We start from the raw sequence: 25,459 nt of genomic DNA on the forward strand, positions 1-25,459 counted from the left end.
CCATGAACGCCCAAGAACTACGCCATAAATACCTAGAGTTTTTTAAGTCAAAAGGTCACATGGTAATACCGTCGGCACCGCTGGTGCCGGCCAATGACCCGACGGTTTTGTTTACCACTGCCGGCATGCATCCGCTGGTGCCGTTTTTGATGGGCGAGATCCATCCAGCCGGTAAGCGGCTGGTCAGCGTTCAGCGATGTATTCGTACCGGTGATATCGATGATGTGGGCGACGATACGCACCTGACGTTTTTTGAAATGCTGGGCAATTGGTCGCTGGGCGATTATTTCAAAAAAGAAGCGATCGAATGGAGCTGGGAATTTCTAACCAACTCAACCTGGCTGGGCTTAAATGCGGATAGAATATTGGTGACTGTTTTCGCGGGGGATGAAGACGCGCCGCGCGATGACGAGTCAGCCCAGGTCTGGCAATCTTTGGGAATGCCCGAGGAACGAATATATTATTATGGCAAAGAGGATAATTGGTGGGGTCCGGCCGGACAGACCGGTCCGTGCGGTCCCGATACCGAGATGTTTTTTGATACCGGAAAAGATTGCTCCAAAGGCAAAGGCAACGCCTGTGAGCCTAATTGCGGCTGCGGCCGATTTGTCGAGATCTGGAATAATGTGTTTATGCAATACCACAAAACCGCCGATGGCAAGTTTGAGCCGTTGAAACAGACTAACGTCGATACCGGCATGGGCGTAGAGCGCACTCTGGCGGTGGTCAACGGTCAGGACTCGGTATACCAAACCGAACTCTTGGTGCAGTTTATGAATATTGTCCGGCAGAACAGCGTTGACGCCGACGAATCTTCGATCCGCGTAATCGTTGATCACGTCAAAGCGGCCGTGTTTCTGATTGCCGATGGCGTGGTCCCGTCCAACAAGGAACGGGGCTATGTTCTACGCCGCTTGATTCGCAAGTCGGTGCGACTGGCTCAGGCGATCAGGCTCCAACCCGGCACGCTGGACGAGCTGCAGCAAGAAATTATGAATATGTACAATGACGCTTATCCGGAGCTATTCACCGATCCGGACCATATCATTCAAGTTTTGGACACGGAAGTGGAGAAGTTCGCCAAGACGCTGGGCAAGGGTTTGAAAATATTCAAAAAAGAATTAGAATCCATCGGACTATTGGATATTATAATGCAGGATATTATTAATGTTGATATGGTTAAAGATCAGTTCTCGGGTCAGGTTGCATTCGACCTGTATCAGACATATGGTTTTCCGAAGGAATTAATTTTGGAAGAGCTCAAAGGTATTCCCATCAACGAAGCCGAATGGCAGCAGGCCGAATCAGCCCACAAAGATTTATCACGTAAAGGGGCCGAGCAGAAATTCGCCGGCGGTCTGGCTGATCACAGCGATCGGGTCGTGCGCATGCACACTGCCACGCACTTGTTGCATCAGGCACTGAATGATGTGCTGGGTGACCATGTGCAGCAGAAAGGCAGCAACATTACCGATGAACGGCTCCGGTTTGATTTTACTCATCCACAGAAAGTCACGCCCGAAGAACTGAAACAAGTCGAGCAGATCGTGAATGAAAAAATCCAAGCCGCGATTCCGGTTGAAAAGCGCATTATCAGCTTAGCCGAAGCGCGGGCTATGGGCGCGACCGGATTGTTTGGCGAAAAATACGGTGAGACCGTGTCGGTGTATTTGATTGGCGATTATTCAAAAGAGTTTTGCGGCGGACCGCACGTTACCAATACCAAAGACATTGGCCAGTTTAAGATTCAAAAAGAAGAAGCTAGCTCGGCCGGGATTCGGCGAATAAAGGCAACGGTGGAGTAATTGGGGGTTTACTAAACACAACATTACGCAAAAAGATGAATTGAAAAGTTGACATATTTGCGTTCGGGGACTATCTTGAATTTAAGCGCGGGGAGAGCAACCCCGTTTTTTATGCATACGCATCCCCAGTTTCGTCGACAGGCATTTGTTTATCGAACATTAGGTAACGAACGCCGATTGTTTATCCTTTTTCTATTGTTACAAAGGGGTCATAAAACAAGTGAGATAATCAGCGGTTTGGGAATTAAACCGTCTGCCACATCTCGTCACCTAATATTGCTACTGCGATCTGGATTTATTTTTGGGCGTAGGATAGGCAAAGAGGTGGAATTCAGCATCTCGAAAAATATCTCGATTGAAAATATCTTCAACATGAGCCATCTTTTCGCAAAAAGATGAATTTAAAAGTGAGTGAAAAGATAAAAGGCTCCGCGTTTTGATAACGAAGAGCCTACGATTGTCGCGGCTGACCGGGTTAGAGCCGGTAACCTCTTGGGTTGACCGCCCAAGGATCTGCATTGAATTATAGCCGCACAAACTGTGCGTAATGTGCGCCAAGCGGGGTTCGAACCCGCGATCCCTAGATTACTAGTCAAGTGCTCTGCCAGCTGAGCTATTGGCGCGACTGAGAGGTCACACATACTGACCGGTGCTGGCCTGGTCTTGCGACATCGGCCAGCCCGTCTCATCGGCACGCGACTGAAGAAGTTCAGTCGCTCTTTGGCCGCTTCGACCCAATGTGCTACCAACTGCTCCACTACGGCCTCCTAGCACACAAGATATCTTTTACCGCAATGCTTCAGAATCGTCAAGCGGGTTATCCACAATGCACGATAATCTAGCCATTTGTTGAATTAGAAAATATTACCTACTATCGATACTTGCTTGTGCATAACTGGCTTCACTTATAATTCGGAAAGATGTATACTACCAATAACGAAGAAGACGGGCTTCGGTACTTAGCCCGTTCTTTTTACAAATCCAAGGGTAGACAACAGAACGTCTGACGGGATCGTTCTTGGCCAGGTTATCCGACCTGATCGAACCCCGTGTTTTGTGTTGCCAAAAACCCGTTTCTAAGAAGGAGGTGATGTTAGTCAACCGAACTCTGTTCACGTCGCTCGTTCACACCCATGCGAATGAGCGGTACACCCGATACTCATTTCCCAGAAAGGGAGGCTTTGAAAAAGCCATGAGAATCTCAATGAAACTCTGGATGGTCCTGCCACTGGTACTGATCGCGCTGGTGGCGGGGTGCAGCAACACCGAGAGTCCGACCGAGGTGGTGACGAACATCAGTCCGATGGATAGCTTGATTACGCCTTTGCCACAGGCGGACTGTGGCTGGTGGCTTGGGCTGGGTCAGGCTGGTCGCAACAACAAGATCGTGGTGGAGGCGTTGTACTCTGTCGACCAGCAGATCTGGGATCAGAATGATCGCCTCACCCCCAATAATTGGGCGTGGTATCTCGAGGGAAGCCACAACTGTCACGTCCCGGGTGATTGGAACTACTGCGGTCGTGGAAACGGAATGGGTGGACAGTGCAAGTGGTTTGTTCAGGAGCTTCTCCGGCGAGCATCCGGTGGTGCCGTTACTCTCCCGGGCAACAACGTCTACGATTATCGTCCCTGGTTTCCGTACCGAAACAGAAACGACGGTATCTACAGCGCTCAGCCCGGAGAAGTCATGCAGTGGACTGGCGGCCCACACCACACGGCGGTTGTCGTTACGAACTTCCACGATGGAAGGTTTGAGGTGATTGATTCCAATGTGATCGGCAGCGAGCGAATCGCCAAGCACGTGATTTCCGTGACATCGGGTTACTGGAGTGGCGGCGATCTCAAGTTCTACGTGATCAATCGCTGTCTCTAGTGTCGGTAATGGGGAGGCAAGAAAACCAATCTTGCTTCCCCCTATCTATTTTTTAATCTATAATATAATTGATAAATAACGATTCTGTAATATATGAAAAAGTACATATATCTATTGATAGTAGTCGTGGTGGCATTTATTTCGGGAGCATTCATATTATACTCTTCGCTTGTGAAGCATAATAACCCAACAGAAGCGGGTGTAAGTATAAATAGCCAAAATCTTACAACTTGGAAGAACTACGCATCACCCGAGTGGGGTGTATCATTTCGGGTTCCTGAATCATGGTACTATAGACTCGGTTCTTGTCCAAAAGACTGTTCTCCTACTTCGTTTGTTACTTCGGAAGATTTTAGACCCGAGTTCTATACATATTATGGTATGAGGGAAGCAAAAGTCGAGTCATTCACTACGCACGATCCAGAATTATATAAACAACCTTTTTCAACCAGCGACAACCGCTTGTCTTTTGACATCTCATATCTTCAAAAAGCGCCCGAATTTGATCCGGCGCGGGATCTAAAGCAACTCACTTTACATTTTGGAAAGAAACTAGAGGATATATCGTTATCACCAGAACCCAACTTTATTATTGGTAACGTTAAAGGGTGGGAATTTCTTGAAGACAGCACGCAGAATCCGGTCACAAGTGTTCGTATGTATGGTAAAACGTATATTATCGAACGGGAACGAATAATATACAAACTACTGTTTTTAACAGCTACCGAGGAATTCTATCGACAATACGAACCAACCATCAATCGTATTCTCAACTCGGTGCAGATTTCAGATATAGAGATTAGTCCAAACACAAACTCATATTCACTTCCAAATGAGTTTTCATTGGCCTACCCGATGGGCTGGTTACAAAACAATATTGATAATCAATTGAACGCAATACCGAACGCCGGGCCAATGAATGGCGTGGAGCTATTACCTGCCGAACCAGTTGGTGCTACCTCTACATCATTTCAAGCTTACCAATACACATACACTCGGTCCGAAAGCCTAACCGCCATTGCTGGTCTTCTACCCGATATTACAACGGCCGATATTCCGCACACAATAAATGACATTGTGATTCAAAATATTCCCGCGGTGCATGTGGTGATTGATGGCCAAAGCGCATCCGAATCATTTTATAAATCTGAATACTACTTATTGCGAACCAGCGCTGATAATGTGTTGCAATTGTCAATACTTTATCCGATCATCTCGGACTATAATTTGTATCACACTCACATGGATACAATTGTCGATTCCTTAAGATTGTTATAAGCAATGAAACATCACCAACTTATTAGGTTGATTGGAGCACTAACTGTAATAGTGTTCACTGCCGGTTGTTCCAAGGTAAACAATAATACAAACACAACCAGTAATAGTAATAACCCAGCAACAAATACAAACATTATTAGCAATGTGTCGACTGCCGATTGGCAGACTACATCTTTTTCACAAGAAGGGTTATCATATTCATTTAGAGTGCCCAAAGATTGGGAGCTATCGCAACCCGGCTACCCCTGGGATGAAAACCCAGACCTATTAAGACTAGAGGACGAACCAACCACGATTATTCATAGTCCAAGCTATAATACCAGCTTTGAAATTATTTCAACGGAAGATTACTTAGGTATGAGCATAGATATATTCGTAAAATATTACAATAACTCTACTCTATTTGATGAGTGGTACACCGAGCATCGCAATGAGTTTTTTCTTCCGGCTAGCGGTCAATTAGCTAGAGAGGATACGATAACCATCAACGAAAGACAAGTGAAATATGCCGAGTTTAATGAAACGCGCATCCAGGATCCAATTAATAATACCGGCACATCGGCTACTAGAAAGGAACTGTATATTCCACTTACAAACAAAGTTTTGAAATTGGACATTAGTTCAGACACTTGGCTGATGGATCATTTTCAGGGTACGGTTGATGAAATAATAAATTCTATTCAGGTGGAATAATAAATAATATTCAATTGACCAATGGAAAAAGTCACCTGTCTCGAAGTTGGCCGGGTCCGAAATATTCCAAAACTACAGACAGTCATGCGGGCCACACAAAAAAGATACAATCGGTTCTTTGGCAAACGCCTGAACATGCCGATTATTATCATGCCGACATCACGACGCCAGATTGATCAAATAACCGGTCGTAAGTCGGCGGCTTGGTCGGTTGGTTGGATAAGTCCGGGTGTAATCTATATACTCAGTCCTGAGAAATACACGGTGGAATCAAGCCACAATCAGAAGTCAGATTTTTGGAAAACGCTCGTACACGAATACGCTCATATTTACATTCGCAATATCGGGGGATATAACGTGCCACGTTGGTTGAATGAGGGACTGGCCTGTTGGCTGGCGAAACAGCCTAAGAGTAAACCAACCATTGATGAGGCGTTCGAGGTGTTGATTCCATATAAAGCGTATTCCAGTCTAGTTTACAAAGTCGGTACGTTTTGGGTTAAACGATTGATAGAAAAATATGGTCAGAAGAAGATTGCGACGCTGATTAGCTTAATGGGAGAAAAGATGGATCGGGATGTATTCAAAGTGGCATTTCGGAAAACATACGGACTGACTTGGAAAAAGGCGACGTTAAAGAAACTATACAAGTAGCGCCGTCGCGACGGCGGGGGATAAGTGGCATTGACATGTCGTTGATTTAGCGTATGCTGATATCAAGAAAGAGACGGGCTTTCCCCCGTGTTGAATTACACGGGAGCGAACTCGGCTCTTTTTATGTAATAGCGCCATTATGAAAACGTCTACCGCTTTAGATGTTTAAATTCTGGCGTTCACGAAACCTTCAATCTCGAGGTGTTTTATGAAAGATGGTCTGGGCCAGACGAATTTCTGGACCCAGAATGTCCCATACGACGTTCACCGAAGCGCGCAGCGCGTTCTGGCCAAGTCGGGACTTCTGGATCCCGCGAAGATCACGTCCAATCACGGCAACAACCTCGGTTCGTGCAACTGCGGCGGCGACTGCAACACCGAGTGCGGTGGCTGCAACGGGGATTAGTCCCCAAAGCACGAAGAACGAGCGGGGTAGATGCGGCTACCCCTAGTTTTTTCTAAGAACCTTGACATATGGTCTTACGCCAAAGGAGTAATCGAGATGAGAGGCGCATTTGGTTTACAGTGGCATCTGACGAACAGATGCGATCAGCGATGCCGCCATTGCTATATCTGGAGGAAACAGAATCTTGTCGGTGTTGAGCTGGAGCCAGAATTGGAACAGTGTTACAGAATCGCTGACGATTTCATCAGCTTCTGCCGTTCTATCGAGTGCAACCCGGTTGTTACAGTTACTGGCGGTGACCCAATGCTATACCCACATTTCTGGGAGGTTATGGAGAATCTTCATACCCAAGGCATACCTTCTGTAGTTTTGGGCAACCCCTACCACCTGACCCTGGATAAGTTGTTGCGTATGAAGGGGCTGGGAGTAACCAGCTTCCAACTTTCTCTAGATGGAATGGAGCAGATGCACGACTACTTTCGTAAGAAGGGTTCATTCCGAGCGACACTGGAGGCTATCAAGCTGATCAATGAATCGGGTATTCGCAGCATGATTATGTCCACTGTTTCGATGGCCAACTACCGAGAAATGGAAGACGTGGTTAGAACATGCGTCCAGCACGGTGTCGGTAATTACGCCTTTGCTCGGTATTGCCCAACTCACGGCGACCAAGACCAGAACATACCGCCCCAAGAATACCGGAAGTTCTTAGAGAGAATGTGGGCGGTGTACCAGGAGCTGGCTGAAGGACCGACCAACTTCTCTCTCAAGGATCATCTGTTCACGGCGCTGCTCTACGAAAAAGGATTGTTTCAGCCGACCGGAACACCGGGTGTAGTGTATGAGGGTTGCAACTGTGCAGTTCGGCACATCACTCTTCTCGCCAATGGTCAGGTTTACGCTTGCCGACGCTTCGAAAGCCTCTTGGGGAGTATCTACGAAAAGTCGTTTCGGGAGCTATTCCTCGGTGATGCCTGCGCGAAATACCGTCAATTCGGTAAAATGGAAGGCTGTGCCGATTGCGTGTTACTGGGCTACTGCCGCGGTTGCCATGCTGTTTCGGCTGGAATGACAGGCGACTTCTTTTCCAAGGATCCTCAGTGTTGGCGATGTGCTTAGGTACAACGACGGCGTTTATGCAAATTGTGCGAAAACGCCGTCTTTTATATAATTAAGTAACTATCCAACAAATATGAATAATCCAACTGAATCATGTAATCCGTTATTAAATTCATTTTGGCAAAAATTAGTTCCAAAAACGTGGTATTTAGACTTGGGTGCTGGTTTTGGCCGCGACGCATTATTTATGGCCCGGCATGGTTTTCAAGTTGTGGCAGTGGAAAAATCACCAGAAAAGGTTGAGCGTATCAGACAAATGCCAAGCTTTAACGAGTTGGCGATCGAACTTTATAGCATGCGGGCGGAGGATTTTGAATTAAAGAAAAATAAATACTCGGTAATTAACGCCAACAACGTACTACAGTTTATCGAGAAGGCAAAAGCGATCGAGCTTATTGAGCGGATGAAAGACAACCTAATCATCGGCGGATACTTACTCATTTCATGTTTTACTGTTTACGATCCGTCATACGAAAAGTTTAAAGAAAGGTGTTATTTCAAAGATGGTGAGTTGCGTATATATTTTGACGGTTGGGAAATTCTGCATTACGAAGAGGGGATAATCGATGATCGGGGGCATCCTGGTATGGAGCTGCCACATAAACACGGAATTGTTAAAATGGTAGCTCATAAAAAGTAATAGCGGTATCTCGGGTGATATTTGACACCCCGCCACAATCATTGTAGAATAAAGACACCAATAGCAGGGAGGTGTCTTTTTTCGGCGCAGACATTAGCGCCGGGTTGAAAAAGTACATCCAACCTGTCATGGGGAGGGGCTTGCTCGACAAAACACGCTTATCCGGTCACTCAACACCATAAGCCAATCCAGTGAAACACAACCTCAAAACACCCATCGGGTTACGACCCGCAATCGCGGCACCTGAATCAGCCACATTCGGGAGTGCGGTTAACGCTCGAAATTTATCCCCACACCAAAGCATCGCAGAGGAAGAAAGTAGAGTAGAATGTCAGAACTTAGAAAATATTAGCCCCACAGCGCCAATAAAAAACAGTTTGGTGTGGGGGAATAATGACTCAATAGGGCTAAACGGCCTTGTTTTTGTTTATTTATGCAATTGAATCCTGCTATATATACAAATTTGCAGGTTCAGATTACTGAACTTCTTTCTTTTGTTTGTTTTATTGTTCTTTTAGTAGTGGGGATACTTGTGTTGGGAAAAAGTAAAAGACGAAAGTCGTTTGTTTATTTCGGCTTGCTTACATTATCGTTATCCATTTGGACATTAACTAATTTTATAGCCGATATTACGGGTGATATAGATACCGCGACGCTTTGGACAAAGTTAACTTTCTTTGGGCCTGCTTTCTCCCCAACTTTGTTTTTACTCTTTTCTTATTCTTTTCTAAAAATACAGAGCGGTTTATCGAAAAAGGTGGTTGCGTTGCTGTTTCTCCCGTCGGTTGTTATAACTGCTTTGTTGCCATTCGGGTTCAATGTTAAAAGCATAGAATATGTCGCGAATAGAGGTTATACGACCAATGTTGGGCCATTATACATTTGGTATGCCGGGTACTTAATTGTATTTGCAATTATAGGATTACGTAGGCTCATTTTACTCTACAATTCGACTAAATCAAGAATAATTAAAATTCAGCTAAGACTAATATTCCTCGGCGTGGCATCGACAACGATGTTTTCGCTACTTTTTAATCTGGTATTGCCATCATTTGGTGATAAAAATAACTACTATTTAGGCGTGGTCGGCGCCACAATATTTACAGTGCTTGTATCATATGCAATTCTGCGTTATCGATTCATGAATATCAAGATAATTTTGCGTAAAGGCGCGGTTCAGGCGATTGTAATGGCTATCCAGCTGATTGTTTACGGCCATCTTATAATATTCGCAAACAATGTTCTAGTGGATACATATCATTGGACTACAGTAATTGCCAATTTTATCTCTGTCTTTGTAATTGCGCTGACATTTGTTCCGGTTCGTAAGTGGTTATTAATATTGGTTAATTCAATTTTCTTTTCCAAGACACCGAGCACAAAAGCCATTATCCAGGAAGTCCGAGAGAAAATATCCGGTTCGGTGGAATTAGATAAACTATTTAGCAGCCTGACCGCGGAAATAGAAAAAGTGGTGGCCGTAAAGGAGATAAAGTACTTTATCGTTAACAAGCGAGCGCGAGTATTCGATCGGGTTGGCGGTGGCCAGACAATGCCACCAGAAGCATCTCTTCCGCAGTGGTTCAAAGATTCTCAAAATATTATCGTACGCGATGAGATACCATACCTGGTTCAGGAATTACCAATTGTCAATCAGCCATTACTTGAGCGTTGTCAAAAAGAGTTGGAAGAGGCGCACTCCGAAATGGCCATACCGTTTGGAACAAAGAATAACCTACTTGGGCTTGCACTTCTGGGAGAAAAAGTAAATATGGAATCATATACTAAAGAGGAAATTGATCTATTGCAGGCCGTGGGTCGTGAGGCAACCTACGCGCTCGACGGAGCGATATTATATAAAGAAGCCTTAGAACGGATTGGGATAACGACGTAATATGACCGCAGAAACTCACAGTATAATTCTATTAATTCTCGCGGGATTGGAGTTTTTGTTGATGTTTTATTTACTCTCAACGAGGTCAAGGGGCGCTGTGGTATATTCTTATAGTGCGTTTATTTTCTTCGTGGGTATTTGGGTAATGTCAACAGGATTGTTTGGGTTGCTTAAGGATGAAGCGACGGGAGTATTTTGGTCAAGAATGGCTAACTACGCCGCGATAATGATAATGGTCGTGTTTGTATATTTTGCATACGCCTATCCGTATTTTTTGATGCGATTTTCAAGAGCGTATAAATATTTTTTAACCGCAATAGCCGCCATCTTCTTAGCCCTTAACTTCTTCACAGAACATTTAACTAAAAGTGTAGTTATAAGCGACCAGATAAATCGGGAAACTTTCGGTGATCTATTCTGGTTGTATGTTGCGGTTTTAATTGCACTATATGTCTGGGCAATATATAAAATCATTTCAAAATATCGACTCGCCGAAGGCACGCATAAGAATAATTTGTTGATATTATTGATTGGATTTGTTGGATCGGGAGTAATTGGGATATTTTTCAATGCCGTAATGCCCCTGTTCGGTGGTACCCAGAGCTACTTTATCGGTACCGAGGCTACTGTGATATGGTTAAGTGTGACGACATATATAGTGTTTAAGAAATAATATGGCCATCCAGAACTACATTTTAATTGTTGAGTCAGCGTTACTGCTCGTTTTGAGCTTGTATGTATTATTGCGGAATCCAGGGAATGCGATTAATAGATCGTTTGCTGTGTTTACATTTGGAGCAAGTGTTTGGGTTTTTAGCAATGCAACGGATTATGTTGCTGTTTCTACATTTCTTCTAAAACTTACTTACATTGGTGCAATATTGATTGCTGCTGGATTGTTATATTTTTCAATCTACTTCCCGTTCCAACAACTCAGACTAAGTAGAATCATACATACCTTCATTACACTTCCGGGCATACTTCTATCTTTGCTTCTCATTTTTACACCACTGTTTATTGATCATATTACCGGCGATGGAAAAAGTGCAGTGTTTGGTCCGATTTACCATGTCTTTAACGTGTATTTTATAATTTACTGGATTATTGGAGCGACATTCTTCATCAAAAAATATCGAATCGCGGACGGCTTGCATCGTTGGCAGCTTAAAATGATTTTCTGGGCAATGATATTTTCGTTAGTTGCCGGAATTATTACTAATCTAATACTGCCGTGGGTTTTCGATATTTGGACGTTTGGTTGGGTGGGGCCCATGTTTTCAATAATATATTTTGGTTTCACGGCATATATATTATTTAAAAAAGACGTGGCATAATGCAGATACACGGATACATCTTATTGGGGGTTATCATACTTGAAGCATTGCTCGGTAGATATGTTTACTATCGGGATAGAAAGAATCCAGTCAATATTGCGTTTTCACTGCTAGTGTTATGTATATTGATTTGGGTGGCGATCAACGCGAAACTGGCGCTAACAATAGTAGCGGATGATATTGCCTGGTATCGGTCGGCCTATTTCACGGGTTTATTAATAGGTGCTAGCCAGCTGTATTTTGTTTGGGTATTCCCATATCGTACATTTGTGATCTCCAGGAAGAAAGCCGCCATACTGCTTTTGCCTGTGGTTGTGTTTATTCACTTTATTTTTTTCACCCGTTTTATTATTAGTGGTATACAGAATGTTGGCGTTACGGCTAGGGGTGAGTTTGGAAATGGGTTTTATGTATATCTCATAATATTTGCATGTTATTTTATCGTGGGCTTTTATTCATTATTAAAGAAGTATATACATTCGGATGGCATACACAGGTGGCAACTTAAGTATATTTTTATTAGCATATTGATACCATTCTTGATTAATATTTTGTTAGATATGGTTCTACCAGCTCTACATGTTACGCGAATGCCCTGGATGGAATATTTTGGTGCGGAAAGCTCGGTGATTTGGTTGGGGTTTACGAGTTATGTGTTATTTAAAAAGTAGAAAGATCGCAAATACGAATTATAGCGGGTTGAAATTATAATATACCATGAAGTCAGAATGCAGATTATAAAAAAGTTGTTGAGTTATATAGAGTTTGTGATATTCATTAGAACCTTTTCTCATAGGTTTAGTTTTTATACAACCACTGATACAAAGGAGTTAGACGAGATATATCAACTAAGATACCAGGTGTACTGTGTAGAATGTGAATATATTAGTAAAGAGTTACATCCCGATAAGAGAGAACACGATGAATATGATGATAATTCAACACATTTTATACTAAGGGATCAAAGAGATAATATTGCCGCCACGGTTCGATTAATACATGATTCAAGTTTACGGTTTCCACTTGAGAAACATTTTAATTCAGAGTTCAATGTTTCTGAACCGGAAAGAAATAAAATAGTAGAAATTTCAAGACTAATTGTCGCTAGTAGGTATAGAAAAAAGTTTTTACTATTGGCGTTAATGAAGGGTATTTTTGCATACACAAAATTTAATAATCTAAATTATGTATATTGTGTACTTGACGAAAGGTTGTATAAAGTTCTTACCAAAATGGGGTTCCCACTTAGAAGGATTGGGCCATCGGCTGCGTATCAGGGATTGACCACGCCGTATATTATGGAAATCGGGGATATGTTAGAAAACCTAAGATCCGTTAATAATGTATTATTTGAATATCTGACTAGTGGTATAATGCAGTATAATAATAAGGAAAACCATTACACAATTAGCTAAAATGCACAACTCAAGCGAATATTATTCAGAACTCGTTAGTCGTAATAAAGTATTTATAGATTACAAATTACAACGAGATATTGTTAAAACTCGTTTAGCATTTGCGGGATGCGGTTTAGGGAGTAATGTTGCACTTATGAGTGCGCGCGTTGGGTTTACAAAATTTGTGTTGATGGATGGTGATGATGTCTCAATATCAAATTTAAATAGGCAGACCTTTGAAATAAAAGACGTAGGTAAAAATAAAGCCCTTTGTTTGAAAAAACAGATATTAAATGTTAACCGTAATTGCGAAGTTAAGACTCGTACAAAATATATTAATAATAAAGATGTTGATCTGGTTATAAACAATTCAGATATAATAATAAACACAATTGACTTTGGTGATACGTTTATTAAATTAACCACGGAGGCCACTGTTAGCAATAAAATAGTCATCCTGCCGTTTAACGTTGGTTATGGAGTAGTCATTGTTGTTTTAGATAAAACATCTGATTCTATATCTTCAGTAATTAAAGAAAATCATAACATTGTCACAAATGGTGATTTATATCGTCATTTATTAAGCAATATCAACTATTGCGCACCAAAGTATATATCACAGAATATTGATAAGATATTTGATGTGATAAGAAGATTTAAATACTCACCACAGCTTGCCATTGCATCCTCGCTTAATGCAGCTGCAATAAACACAGTAATATTGAAAATTATTAAAGGTGATCAAGTTAAAAAATTGCCTGGAATAATATACTTTGACCTTAACGATGTAGTTCAATGTTAGACGAGAGTATAGACATATCGACCATAGTGACATACATAGTAATAGTGTTGGGTATAGTTATTGGTATCGCAACTATTAGGAGTTCAAAAAGAAACAATACACGTACCATATTCGGGTTGTTGGTCTTTGCTATAGATATTTGGGTTTTATTTACACATCTCGTCGATCATGCAAGCAATAACAACTTTGCGCTACTACTTAGCAAAATGGTCTTTGTGGGCGCCATTACTATGCCCGCGCTACTGTTGAATTTCAGCTTGATCTTTCCTATTAGACGTAAAGTTAGACAAAAAACTAAATTATTAATCTATTTACCAACACTAATTTTGTTGATACTGCTGCCAACAAAATTAATTGTTAATTATACGACCATTAAACCGTGGGGTTCGGAATTTACGTATGGAATAGTTTATTATTTTTGGATAATATACTTCAGCTCATACATTTTAGCAGCTCTGTATTTATTAATTAGAAATTACAAAAGTCGTACTGGTATTGAAAAGCAACAAATTAGATACTTGTTTTTAGGCCTTATAATATCATCATTACTGGGTACGATAACTAATATATTATTACCATTATTTAGTATACAGGAATATAGTTCAATAGGCATACAAAGCATTTTTATATTCCTGGGTTTTACAGCATATGCAATTATCAAACACAGATTGCTTGATATTCGGGTTATCATTTCAAGATCAATAATATATTTTCTTCTTATCGTATTCGTAACATTAGCGTTCACATCTGTTACTATTGTGTTTGGACAGCTCATACAAAAAGCTGGTGGGTCAAACACACTCTCAACAGTTGTTGTCGCCCTCATCATCGTCTTCGGCTTTGATCCATTGAAAAAAGCCCTGGGTCGGATCACCGACGCCGTGTTCTTCAAAGACAGCATTGATTACACTGGAGCGATCCAGCAATTGTCTGAAATCATCAGTTTGAAAATAGAGCCCCAAGACTTAATGGATTCGGTTTCGGGAAAATTAGTCGAACTGCTAAAGATCAAGGACGCGCACATCCTGCTAAAGGACAAAAACAGCACGCTGTATCTGCCTCTAGTCGCGAGCGGTGATGGGCACGATAAGCTCCGCCTCGATGCCAAAGGTTTAACCGCCGCTTATCTCCAGACCACCAAAAAGACCGTGGTGGTCGAAGAGCTCGAACGCAAGATTTCCGATACTTCGAATGAGCAAGAGCGCTCGACGCTGGAACGTTCCCACGCCGAGCTGGAATCAATCGGTGCGGCGGTAGTGGCGCCGATTATTGTCGATGAAGAGGTAACCGGATTGATGGTGTTGGGCCAGAAGCGTTCCGGCGATGTGTACAGCAATCACGACATCCAGCTGCTCCGCGTACTTGGTCCGCAGATGGGGTCAGCGATTGAAAAATCCAAACTGTACGATGAAGTGAAAGCATTTAGCGATAAAATGAAAGTCGAAGTCGAGCGCGCCACTGACGATCTCAAGCTGGCTAATATCGAGTTGAAAAATCGTAACGTGTACCTGTCGTCATTGCAGCATATTACTAATCTAATTAATCGTTCGCTGAATTTCAAGAATGTCACCCAGATGATCGTAGACGGCGTGGCCAGCGAGCTGGGATATATTGGCGGCGTGATCATGTTGCGCGAGGGCGACCGGTCATATCCGGGAGCGATCACCTCGACCCGATTGACCCGAGCCGCCTTGAAATTATTGCCTAAGCCGATCACCGAATACAGTGGCAGTATGACCGATAAAGATTTGGCGACCGAGGCCATGCGTACGGGCGTGATGCAGATATCCGATAAAATTGCCGATTTTCTCAATCCGCCGTTGCCAAAACCAATCTGCGGGGCGATCCAAAAGCTAGTCAACGCTAAGACGATCATCGCCATGCCGATCCGGATCGAGGAAGAGGTTATCGGCGTGATCGTATATCTCATTCAAAAAAGCAAAACTGAAATTTCCGAGGACGAAGTCCAAATGATGGAAGCTCTGGCTGACCAGATGGGCATCGTCACCCGCAACGTCCGGTTGGTCGAGCAGATGAGCGACGCCAACAAGCAGCTGGAATCAGCTAATTCCCACTTGAAACAACTTGATACCGCCAAGAACGAGTTTATCTCCATTGCCTCGCATCAACTGCGCACGCCGTTAACCGGCATCAAGGGCTATCTGTCCATGATCGTGGGCGGAGATTACGGCAAGGTGCCGAAGGCGCTCAATGAACTGATGGTTCAGCTGTTGGAACAATCCGAGCGGATGATCCGCCTGGTTAATATGTTCCTGAATGTCTCAAAGATTGAAGCCGGCCGGTTTACCCTGACCAAGAAGCCGACTCAAATGGAAGATCTGATCAATTCCGAAATCGCCGAGTTAATCAAAGTCGCCGATGAAAAAGGGCTCAAGGTGGAATTCAAAGAACCCAAAAAAGTTCTGCCACCGGTGATGGTTGATGCCGACAAACTGAAAGATGTGATACTCAACCTGGTGGATAATGCCATCAAATACACCGAAAAAGGCAAGATCACCGTCACCGCCGAACAGACCGATGGTCATGTGAAAGTAGCCATCAAAGACACCGGTCGGGGGATTCCCAAAGAAGACGTGGATCGACTGTTCTCGAAGTTTGTGCGCGGTGAAAACATCGCCCAGGTTCAGCCCGACGGTTCCGGTTTGGGTCTGTATATCGCGAAAAGAATTGTCGACTCGCACGGCGGGAAAATCTGGGTGGAGAGCGATGGTCTAGGGAAAGGTAGTTCGTTCATCTTCCAGATTCCAATCGAAGCGGCCCAAACCGGATCGATGCCGGTGCAGGCGGAGAGTTAAAAATCAAGATAACACATAATCCGATCTCTAAGTTTACTGGAAATAATGCCTAGTTATCAAATAGTCTGATTGGCTGGCTGTATGTCCTTAGCCAGTCTTGCTTCTCTTCCGCAATATTCGGCTGATTATTCCAAAGCCTCCACTTTTCGGAGAATGCTTCGTTTGCCTTGGCAAGTAGTTGGCACAAATTGTTCAATCCGTTAATATATCCATCCGGGTTCTGGATGATCTCTCTCACAAATAACTCTATGATTTGTTGGCGCTTCCCATTTATTTCAATAAAAAGATCACGAAGCTCAGCATTGCCGGGGTATTCGTTGGAATGGAACAGTGACGGGTAGTTAAAGAAATTTTTAATTTCGGGCTGATTCATGACAGCCGCCGTCAGCGCCTCTTTCACGAAATGATAGGTTGGCTTATTTAGAATGTGGCCGGTTTTTTCGGTCATCATTTCGTACTGCTCCGAGAAAATGAAATGCGATATCTCATGTACTCCGATAGCGAGAAATGAATAGTTCGTATGCGGTCGTCCCGCGATATCCATTGCGATGGAAAAATAAAACAGATTATTTTCTAGTGGGCTAAAGGGAAGAAATGTCGGAACGGAGACGTAAGAACGATTTTCTAGCTGGGGAAAATTCATAATTTGCGCTAGAGCGGCGAAGACGGATTCGGATTCTGAAAACTCCTTCTTTGCCAGCGAAACGATAGTTTGGAGCTGAACCGTAAATCGCTTGTACATACTGAATATCTCGCTGCGAACAACAGTGAGAAGAGACCCTTCTCCATTCTCGATGCGGTTGCGGAGCGAGGGATAAAATTGAAGTATGCGCAGACGTTTCGCGCGATATTGTTCGTTCGTAAGGAAAAACACGAAACGGTCAATATCTTTTTCGGCATCAATGGTGATTGTGATGATGGGGCTTGACATTTTTGTTCGAATTTACTAATCTTAAGCCATTCAATTGTCGTTTGACAACACGAGTTTGACAACACGAGCAGGAAAAGGAGGATAGCGTGTATAAGAATCTATTAGCCCCTCTCTCTGTCCAGGTCGAGATTACGGAAGCATGTCCGAACCAATGCATTCATTGCTATAACTACTGGCGCCATGATGATGAGGCGTGCGATGGCTGCGCCATCATGCAGCCTGGCCAAGTGGATTATATCATGGATGAATTAGAGCGCTCAAGGGTGTTTGAGGTCATCATCACGGGCGGTGAGCCGCTACTGAATAAGCGAGCGCTGTACCGGATGCTCGATCGGATCGAGCGCTTACCCTTGCTCCGTGCCTCCATCAACACAAGCCTCATTGGTCTGACCGGATCTGACGTTGAACGCTTGGGAAGATACAGTCATCTGGTCAGCATTCTAACCTCCATGATGGGGCCGACAGCCGATATCCATGACATGGTGGCCAGCCGGAAAGGCGCTTTCAAGAAGACCGTACACGGTATCGAACTACTAGTCCAGGCTGGTCTGGCGGTGTCGGCGAACATGGTTGTTTCCCGTCTCAATCGCGAATACATCCTAGAGACCGCGGAGTTGTGCAAGGGTCTGGGCGTGAAAATGTTCAACGCGACTCGAGCCGCGTCTCCGTTGAATTGCCCGGATTTTAGTCCTTACGCTCTGGATCTTCAGGAGTTTCGTACGTACCTGACGGATCTCGGTGCAGCTGGACGCGCGAGTAACATACCGGTCGGGGTTCTCACAGTCTACCCCATGTGTGGGGTTAGGGACATCAACGCGCACTCAATGACGTTCGGGCGGCGCTGTTCAGCTGGTGTCTCGGTGGCAGCGATTTCTGCAACTGGCGAATTTCGTCCCTGTACCCACGTCCAGGAGAGTGCAGGCAATATCTTTTCAGAACCATTAACCATACTCTGGGGTCGATTGCTTCCTTGGCGGGATGGTTCTTTGATTCCGTCTACGTGCAAAACGTGCCGAGCTCTGCCTCTCTGCGGCGGTGGATGTCGGGCTGATTCCCTGGTAGTGAATGGATCGTTACGCGCCGAAGACCCGTTGATGCAACTAGAGGACGTTGAAGCCGCGATTGCTGGGTACCGGCTCGAGCAGCAGAAACGTAGGCGGGAGGTTGTGATCCCGTCGATCCTTCGTCTAAATCCGGAACTGCGCTGGCGTCGAGAGCCAATCGGCTCAGTCTGGTTTCTTAGGCGCTGCATCGGGATCTTCGATTCCGCGACGACAGGTTTTCTAGAAGGTCTGGTCGGTAAGGATCTCTCCCAGACCGATTTGAAGGGGACAATTTCACCCCAGTTCCTAATAGGCCTCGTCGAGAGGCGGATCCTCATCGCCGGTGAAGGTTCGTCCGCTTAACGTTTGGCCTCCACAAAACAGTCCTACCACGGCAGAAAGGAGTATGCCATGAGTGCGTCTGTCACGTACCAGTTCGGTTCGTTGCTCGACAGCAATGCCTTGACCGAGCGTCAGCGCGAACTGGTCAGCGGAAGTGTCGACAGTTCTCCCAGTTGCGACTGCGACCCGTGCGATTGCGATGCGAGTGACTGCACCTGCAATTGCAACGGGTAGTATCGCCAGCGTCTTTGAGTAGACACTAAGCGCATATTGCGCATTCAGGGTTGGCGGCCTAAGGAGTGTTGATATATGCCTAGAGGCACCAATTGACGCCCCTATTTTATTTCTTTCGAAAAAATCTGTTAAAGCTAAGTTGCAAATTGATTAACGTGATAGTGTATTATTGTGGAGAGCGAGGGATTAGGGAAAGGGAGCTCGTTTATCTTCCAAATCCCGATAGAGGCATCGGAAACCGGTTCGCTGCCAGTGCAGGCGGAGAGTTAGAAATTCAATATAAACTTTCAATGCAATATATCCAAATTGTTATGTTTTAGAATATTTCGCGATTGTGCATAACCAGACATTGCTTTTTATCTGGCAAGGTGTACAATAGCAGTAACGAAGAAGACGGGCTTCGGTATTTAGCCCGTTCTTTTTATATCTAGTTAAACCAGTGCCAAAGCGTAGGTTTAGAAGTCCCAGTAGCTGGAGGTAGCAATGCAACGTTTATCTGGCCCGATTGATGTTCAGCTTGAACTGACCGAGAACTGCAACTTCAGATGCCGTCATTGTTACAACTTTTGGCGGTACTGCCAAACAAGCTCCAAAGACGAGCTAAACACTGCCCAAGTCCTGAATGTGATCGCCACGTTGCACGATCATGGTGTCAGCGTCATAACTCTTACTGGTGGTGAACCACTATTGAGACCAAGTGTCTTATTTACCGCCCTGATGGAAGCCAAAAGGCTAGGAATGGAGGTTGGTCTTAACACTAACGCGGCCCTTGTCACATCCACCATCGCCAGCCGGTTGAAAAGCGAGGGGCTCGACCACGTACTTTGCTCAATCCTTGGTCGAGAAGAGACACACAACCATATCACTGGTGCAAAGGATGGATACTCCCAAACCATCGGGGGGATTGAATATCTAGTCCAGGCCGGTCTGTCGGTGGCGGCCAACATGGTTGTCTCAACACTCAATCGTGGTGAGGTGATCGAAGTTGGCAGGATCGTAAGTGGTCTGGGAGTTAGCACATTCTGTGCCACTCCCATGGTTCCATCACATGAATCGAACCGCTGCTATGTTCTCAGCTCCAGTGAATGCAAGCAAGCACTGAAAGACTTACTGGTGGTTGGTGAAACGTTCAGTGTTAACGTGGACACGTTGGAGCCGATCGCCCGGTGTCTGTTCGATGAAGCGGAGGAGGATGAATTCATTTCCTTTTTCGGAAATCTGATTTGCTCAGCGGCAGTATCGTCCTGCGCCATTTCATCCACTGGGATGGTTCAACCGTGCATTCACGCTGATAAGTCCTTTGGCAACATGCTGCAGGAAAACCTGGCTGACATTTGGACCAGGATGGCGCCGTGGACAGAGGAGTCCATGCTGCCAGTTGAGTGTATTGCGTGCGAGGCCACGGCGATTTGCGAAAACGGCTGTCGTATGTCGTCAAAAGCGCTACACGGTTGCTACAATGGTAAAGACATGTACATGTCGGAGCCGATACGCGATCGGACTAGGATCGCCAAGCTCCCTGTCAGGAAAAAGCTGGACGGTAGTGTCGCGGCCGAAGATAGAGTTAGGGTGAACCCGTTAGCGAGGTTTCGGCAGGAAAGTTTCGGCGGGATCGTCTACGTCGGTACGAATGTCGAATTCCTAACGCCTGTGGGTTTCCACGTCGTTCAGTCAATGCGCCAGAAAGGAACCTTCTCGCCTGCTGAGTTGGCGCCAGAGGTTGGCCTGACGAACGACGACGTGGTCGCGATCGTATCGCGACTACTGGGCAACAAGGCCATTCTCCCGGTGTAGAGGAGGTGATGAATCTATGTACACCGCAGTGAATCAGTTCTTCGTCAAACCCGCCGAGGTCATCAACCGCTCGTCGAAGTCCGTCGAGCACTTTGACCCTGTCGGACGCGTTTCCAGCGGCGGCTGCAATTGCGTGAACTGTCGCTCCTGCGACAACAAGTGCAACAAGTAGCCTAGGTCTGGGCAAGAGGTCATCTGTATCCTCTTGCCCATTTTATTTTAAACTGTTATATCTATAGTGAGGTTATATGAAAATTCACATTGATTACAAAGGCAAGGATTATCAAGCATTAGCCAAAATGGCCTCTCTTGCGTATGCGGAAGTAGCCAAATATTTTGATAAAAACCCGAAGTCTCTTGATATACGTATCCACAAAACCAGACAAGGGTTTGAGGAGAAACTGCAGAGGAAAACCCAGCCATGGGAGGTAGCCAACGCCGCGTATTCCGGCAGTATCGATATTTTGCACCCAAACGCTTTAGCCAAGGAAAGCACCCACGATAAGGAGGATTTTAAACCGTTGTTGAAACATGAGATAGCACATCTTTTCCTTGACATACTCTCTCGTGGTTATAGGATGCCAAAATGGCTGGATGAAGGATTCTCTTCGTATGTCGCGGGATTCAACGTTAGCAAAGATTTGATTTGTGTTGAAGAAAACTTTTGCAAAGTGCTGGGTACTCCCAAAGGTTGGGACGAACACGCCAACTACTATGCCTACAATACGGCACAAATGTTCGTTAGGTTTTTGATCAAAGAGTACTCGATTAAAAAGGTTACAAAGCTGATCTCATCATTAGAGAAAAATTATTACTACGGCGATTTTGATGGTTTGTTTACGAATATATTCGGTCAGAATATAGATAAAACCGAAAAGAGTTTTATTAGATCGATTAACGGGGCGTAGTGGGATGGTTTGGGTAGAGAGCGATGGTCTAGGGGAGGGGAGCTCGTTTATCTTCCAGATTCCAATCGAAGCATCTGAAAGCGGATCAATGCCGGTGCAGGCGGAGAGTTGAGATTTGACAGTGGGTACATAAAGGGATAACATGACATATGTATCCCACAGGAACAATAATATTCAATAGATTAACGATAAATGGGAAGACGGGCCCTACGGGAGCGCCGTCGTTTCGTTTATGAAAGGAAATCGTATGAAAACCATCAATTCTAAAGGCATTTCGACCCCAGCCATTATTGGCATCGTTGTGATTGTACTGCTAGCGGGGGGATTAGTGTGGTGGCAGATTGGGAAAGACGATGGTGGTAATTCGGACGCTAACACGAATACCACGATAACCATTACAGATTGGGATACGTATAGAAATAGTAGCGTTGGTTACTCGGTTATTTATCCAAAGACGTGGATAGTTAGCAATGATAGCGGTGCTGTAAATATCGATTCGCCAGATAGAGCGCAAAACATTTTGGTAACCACTAGCAACAAAGATGCAAATTTGTCATTAATTGAGTATGTCCGATCACAGACAGTAGATGCGGACGTTGTTGAAGGAAGCTACCAAACGCCCACAGAGATAACCATCAATGGTATCGAATGCGTACGTATATACGGAAAATATGTAGGAGAATATGTTGACACCTATATTCCATTATCTGGAACACGCGTATTGATTGTTGGTGGCGCATACAATAATGCTGCGCAAAAAGCGTTAATGCTACAAATAACTGATTCGGTAAAAATAATATAGAGGTTCTTGATAGCCCATTACAAAACTTAAACCGTAAAGACGGTAGAAATAGATGCATTTTCGGGTGGCTAGTTTAGGCAGACTGACAAGGAGGAATTGTCATGAGATTCGCGGCCGTTCTCGCAGTGTGCGCTTTGTGTTTCTGCGCTGGAGCAAGTATTGCCGAGGAAGCTTTGGAACTGCCATATCTTCCGGGTGAGACCTGGTTGTGCTCCAGGGGTTACAATACGGCGACGCACAGAGACTATGGGTATGCCTGGGTTGACGATCGCTATGCACTGGATTTTGTTTTGTCCGGCTGCAACGCATACGGCAGGCCAATCTTGGCAGTCCAATCGGGGGTGGTCAAAGAAGCTGGCAAAAATGATAGTTATGGACGCTACCTTCTGATTGAAAGCCCTGATGGCAAGAGGAACAGGTATGGTCACAATTGCCAACTCGTTGTTGGTAAAGGCGAGTGGGTCAAGCAAGGACAGGTGATTAGTTTCTGTGGCAATACGGGAGTCGTGGAAGGACACGCTTGTACTGCGCATGCGGGGACGCACCTGCACTACGTATGGTATGATGATAGTGGCGATGGACTGAAGCCCGAACCAATTTCCGGTAACTCTGATATGCGAGAGGACATCTACTACACCTCCCGAAATACCAACCTGTTCGACATGGCATATTCGCGCTACGGCGAAGCCATGATCGGGCAGTCGGAGTACCAGATGTGGGACGTGAATACGGCCAGACGGGCCAATCCGAACCACCCCTGGTATAACGCTTGGGAACCGAGCAGTCTCTACGACGCTCGCGGAATGCCGCAGAATTGCGTCGTTTGGAACTTCGACGGCGGATTCTTCGGAGACAATGCGATCGTCTATGACGCACTCGGTGGAGCCAGGTCGGCGGTCGTTCTGCATTCCGGACTTTGGATGTTCTGGACACAGCGCGGTGGACCTATCAATCCCGCCAAGATGCCGATCAAGGACGAAAGCAACGTTCCGTCCAACCTGCGCAGCTACTACCACGACCACTACAAGGAACACGTGGGCGATAGAATCAATCTACTGGATGGCATAACGGCAATTCAGGAATGTACCGACGGATGCATAGTCTGGGCCAACGGCCAGGCGCATTTCGTCTATTACCCGTTCTGTGCGCCAGGCTACTACGAAGATGGTTGGCACAAAGATACCAGCTACTTGTTCGTGGAGTGCTTCAATCGGCACGGCGGATCCCAAAACGTGGGACACGCCATTCCAGGCGGCAGCGGGACAGCCCGCGTGCACGACTGGGGCGGATACGACGTTCAGGACTTCCAGTCACCGAACGGCACGAGGTGGGTGTTCTTCTACGACTCCAACGGTGCAATCCACAACCCTTCCTGCAACACGAATGAAGCGTATGCCGTCACTGGTCCGATTCTCGATCACTTCGGTCGCAACGGCGACGTAGCCAAATACGGTTGCCCTACGATTGACCAGTTCGAGATCAACGGACACACGGCGCAGGACTTCTACGAGTGGCGGAGCGGGAAACACTGGCGTTTGGAGTATAACGGAAACAATGTTGAGGAAATCGATCTGGCTCGGTGCATTGGCGGCGACCTAGTGAAGGCTACCACCGGCTGCACGACGTCAACCGACAACCTCATTGCCAACGGCAACTTCGCCAGCTGTCTAGACTGCTTCGACTTTCACGTTGAGGCGGGTCATCCTTGGGCGAGCTACGAAACGGAAAATGCCGTTTGTCGGATTGGTTTCAACAACACCGACCCGGCGCGCAAGTACAACGACGGTTGGCTCTACCAGGGGAACCTAGTGCTGAATCCGGCGAAACGGTACGTACTGTCCGGAGATATTTCAGGTGACTGTGGGGATGCCGTAACGATAGCGATCGGCGGTGAAACCAGCGGTACCTGGAGTCTTTGGCAGGATCGGATGCCCGCGTGGACTGACAAGCACTTCAGCTACATCTTCCAGCCGCAGTCGGCTGACCCGACTTTCGCGCTGTACCTCTTCTTCGGTCGGGTGCACAGCTCGGTTTGGATTGGTGATCTACGTTTGACGGAATACGTTCCGCCAGCACCTTGCACTCCCGACCCCAACAACATGATCGCCAACCACGATTTCCGTAATCGGACGGACTGCCTTGACATCAGGGTCTGGCCACCCGAGCACGGAGAGATCAACTTTGCCACCAACCTGATCGAGATCGTCGTCCGTGGGAACAACTCCGACATCTGGAGCGCGCAAATGGCGTTCCTACTCTATACCATCACCGCCGGACAGCGCTACGCGATCGAATACGAACAGCAGAACGTCAAGAGCTTCGAGACCTACGTCGGCCTGTCGGACTTCGAGAACGGTCAGTACTACGACTGCGGGTTTGCCGAGGCCTACGTCCAGCCACCCGAAGCCTGGGTACCGCACCGATACGAATTCGTTGCCAAGCGGACCACCTCGGTGGCCAAACTAGCCTTCGGCTTCGGTCGGATCGATGGCAGTATGTTCCGGTTGCGTCCGATCAGGATGTATCCGATCAGCACACCGCCACTCACCTGCGTTCTCGACCCCAACAGCTACATCGGCAACGGCAACTTCACCAGCGGGGTCGCTTGTTGGACTCCGCGCTACATCAATCTCCAGTGGCCCGGTTTCACGGTTCAGGACGACCACTCGGCTCGTCTGGATGTGAACGGTGGTC

General features: G+C 45.7%; 20 protein-coding genes and 1 tRNA gene. 19 read left to right on the forward strand and 2 right to left on the reverse strand.

Going from position 1 to position 25,459, the window contains the following annotated elements:
- Window positions 1-2 precede the first annotated feature (2 nt).
- Window positions 3-1,805, forward strand: a complete 1,803-nt coding sequence (locus WC734_05750) for an alanine--tRNA ligase (protein MFA6198619.1) — start codon at window positions 3-5, stop codon at window positions 1,803-1,805.
- Window positions 1,806-2,355: 550 nt separating this feature from the next.
- On the opposite strand, the gene WC734_05755 is transcribed toward WC734_05750, so the two are convergent.
- Window positions 2,356-2,428 (reverse strand) — tRNA-Thr (locus WC734_05755).
- Between the two features lie 581 nt (window positions 2,429-3,009).
- Here WC734_05755 and WC734_05760 point away from each other — a divergent pair.
- The 13 genes from WC734_05760 (at window position 3,010) to WC734_05820 (ending at window position 16,711) form a co-directional block, all read left to right on the forward strand.
- Window positions 3,010-3,678, forward strand: coding sequence for a CHAP domain-containing protein (locus WC734_05760; protein ID MFA6198620.1), 669 nt, complete (start codon window positions 3,010-3,012; stop codon window positions 3,676-3,678).
- A gap of 93 nt (window positions 3,679-3,771) precedes the next feature.
- Window positions 3,772-4,956 carry a hypothetical protein gene (locus WC734_05765; protein ID MFA6198621.1) on the forward strand — a complete coding sequence of 395 codons (1,185 nt, stop codon included), beginning with the start codon at window positions 3,772-3,774 and terminating at the stop codon, window positions 4,954-4,956.
- Window positions 4,957-4,959: 3 nt separating this feature from the next.
- Complete coding sequence (locus WC734_05770) at window positions 4,960-5,649, forward strand: hypothetical protein (protein ID MFA6198622.1); 690 nt, start codon at window positions 4,960-4,962, stop codon at window positions 5,647-5,649.
- A gap of 21 nt (window positions 5,650-5,670) precedes the next feature.
- The gene (locus WC734_05775; protein MFA6198623.1) at window positions 5,671-6,303 is read left to right on the forward strand and encodes a hypothetical protein; all 633 of its coding nucleotides are present in this window, start codon (window positions 5,671-5,673) and stop codon (window positions 6,301-6,303) included.
- A 502-nt stretch (window positions 6,304-6,805) separates the two neighbouring features.
- A complete protein-coding gene (locus tag WC734_05780) occupies window positions 6,806-7,828 on the forward strand; it encodes a radical SAM protein (protein ID MFA6198624.1) in 1,023 nt (340 codons plus the stop codon).
- A 73-nt stretch (window positions 7,829-7,901) separates the two neighbouring features.
- Window positions 7,902-8,468, forward strand: coding sequence for a methyltransferase domain-containing protein (locus WC734_05785; GenBank protein ID MFA6198625.1), 567 nt, complete (start codon window positions 7,902-7,904; stop codon window positions 8,466-8,468).
- 433 nt (window positions 8,469-8,901) lie between these two features.
- Window positions 8,902-10,362, forward strand: coding sequence for a histidine kinase N-terminal 7TM domain-containing protein (locus WC734_05790; GenBank protein ID MFA6198626.1), 1,461 nt, complete (start codon window positions 8,902-8,904; stop codon window positions 10,360-10,362).
- 1 nt (window position 10,363) lies between these two features.
- The gene (locus WC734_05795) at window positions 10,364-11,035 is read left to right on the forward strand and encodes a histidine kinase N-terminal 7TM domain-containing protein (GenBank protein MFA6198627.1); all 672 of its coding nucleotides are present in this window, start codon (window positions 10,364-10,366) and stop codon (window positions 11,033-11,035) included.
- Window position 11,036: 1 nt separating this feature from the next.
- Complete coding sequence (locus WC734_05800; GenBank protein ID MFA6198628.1) at window positions 11,037-11,696, forward strand: histidine kinase N-terminal 7TM domain-containing protein; 660 nt, start codon at window positions 11,037-11,039, stop codon at window positions 11,694-11,696.
- Window positions 11,696-12,367: a histidine kinase N-terminal 7TM domain-containing protein gene (locus WC734_05805; GenBank protein ID MFA6198629.1), complete on the forward strand. Its 672-nt coding sequence runs from the start codon at window positions 11,696-11,698 to the stop codon at window positions 12,365-12,367. Before WC734_05800 ends, WC734_05805 begins: the two co-directional genes overlap by 1 nt.
- 57 nt (window positions 12,368-12,424) lie before the next feature.
- Window positions 12,425-13,111, forward strand: a complete 687-nt coding sequence (locus tag WC734_05810) for a GNAT family N-acyltransferase (protein ID MFA6198630.1) — start codon at window positions 12,425-12,427, stop codon at window positions 13,109-13,111.
- A 1-nt stretch (window position 13,112) separates the two neighbouring features.
- The gene (locus WC734_05815; GenBank protein MFA6198631.1) at window positions 13,113-13,895 is read left to right on the forward strand and encodes a ThiF family adenylyltransferase; all 783 of its coding nucleotides are present in this window, start codon (window positions 13,113-13,115) and stop codon (window positions 13,893-13,895) included.
- Window positions 13,896-14,653: 758 nt separating this feature from the next.
- Window positions 14,654-16,711: an ATP-binding protein gene (locus WC734_05820; protein ID MFA6198632.1), complete on the forward strand. Its 2,058-nt coding sequence runs from the start codon at window positions 14,654-14,656 to the stop codon at window positions 16,709-16,711.
- 49 nt (window positions 16,712-16,760) lie between these two features.
- Here WC734_05820 and WC734_05825 read toward each other — a convergent pair whose 3' ends face one another.
- Entirely contained in the window at window positions 16,761-17,642 is an 882-nt protein-coding gene (locus WC734_05825; GenBank protein MFA6198633.1) for a hypothetical protein, read from the reverse strand.
- An 86-nt stretch (window positions 17,643-17,728) separates the two neighbouring features.
- Between WC734_05825 and WC734_05830 the strand changes: the two genes are divergently transcribed.
- The 5 genes from WC734_05830 to WC734_05850 form a co-directional block, all read left to right on the forward strand.
- Window positions 17,729-19,048 carry a radical SAM protein gene (locus WC734_05830; protein MFA6198634.1) on the forward strand — a complete coding sequence of 440 codons (1,320 nt, stop codon included), beginning with the start codon at window positions 17,729-17,731 and terminating at the stop codon, window positions 19,046-19,048.
- Between the two features lie 696 nt (window positions 19,049-19,744).
- Complete coding sequence (locus WC734_05835; protein MFA6198635.1) at window positions 19,745-21,055, forward strand: radical SAM protein; 1,311 nt, start codon at window positions 19,745-19,747, stop codon at window positions 21,053-21,055.
- A 248-nt stretch (window positions 21,056-21,303) separates the two neighbouring features.
- Window positions 21,304-21,963: a hypothetical protein gene (locus WC734_05840; protein MFA6198636.1), complete on the forward strand. Its 660-nt coding sequence runs from the start codon at window positions 21,304-21,306 to the stop codon at window positions 21,961-21,963.
- Between the two features lie 247 nt (window positions 21,964-22,210).
- Entirely contained in the window at window positions 22,211-22,765 is a 555-nt protein-coding gene (locus WC734_05845; protein ID MFA6198637.1) for a hypothetical protein, read from the forward strand.
- A gap of 101 nt (window positions 22,766-22,866) precedes the next feature.
- Window positions 22,867-25,459: M23 family metallopeptidase (locus WC734_05850; protein ID MFA6198638.1), on the forward strand; the 2,593-nt coding region annotated here is incomplete at its 3' end.

The organism is Patescibacteria group bacterium, assembly GCA_041661625.1.
GTDB lineage: Bacteria > Patescibacteriota > Patescibacteriia > JAHIZJ01 > JAHIZJ01 > JBAZUB01.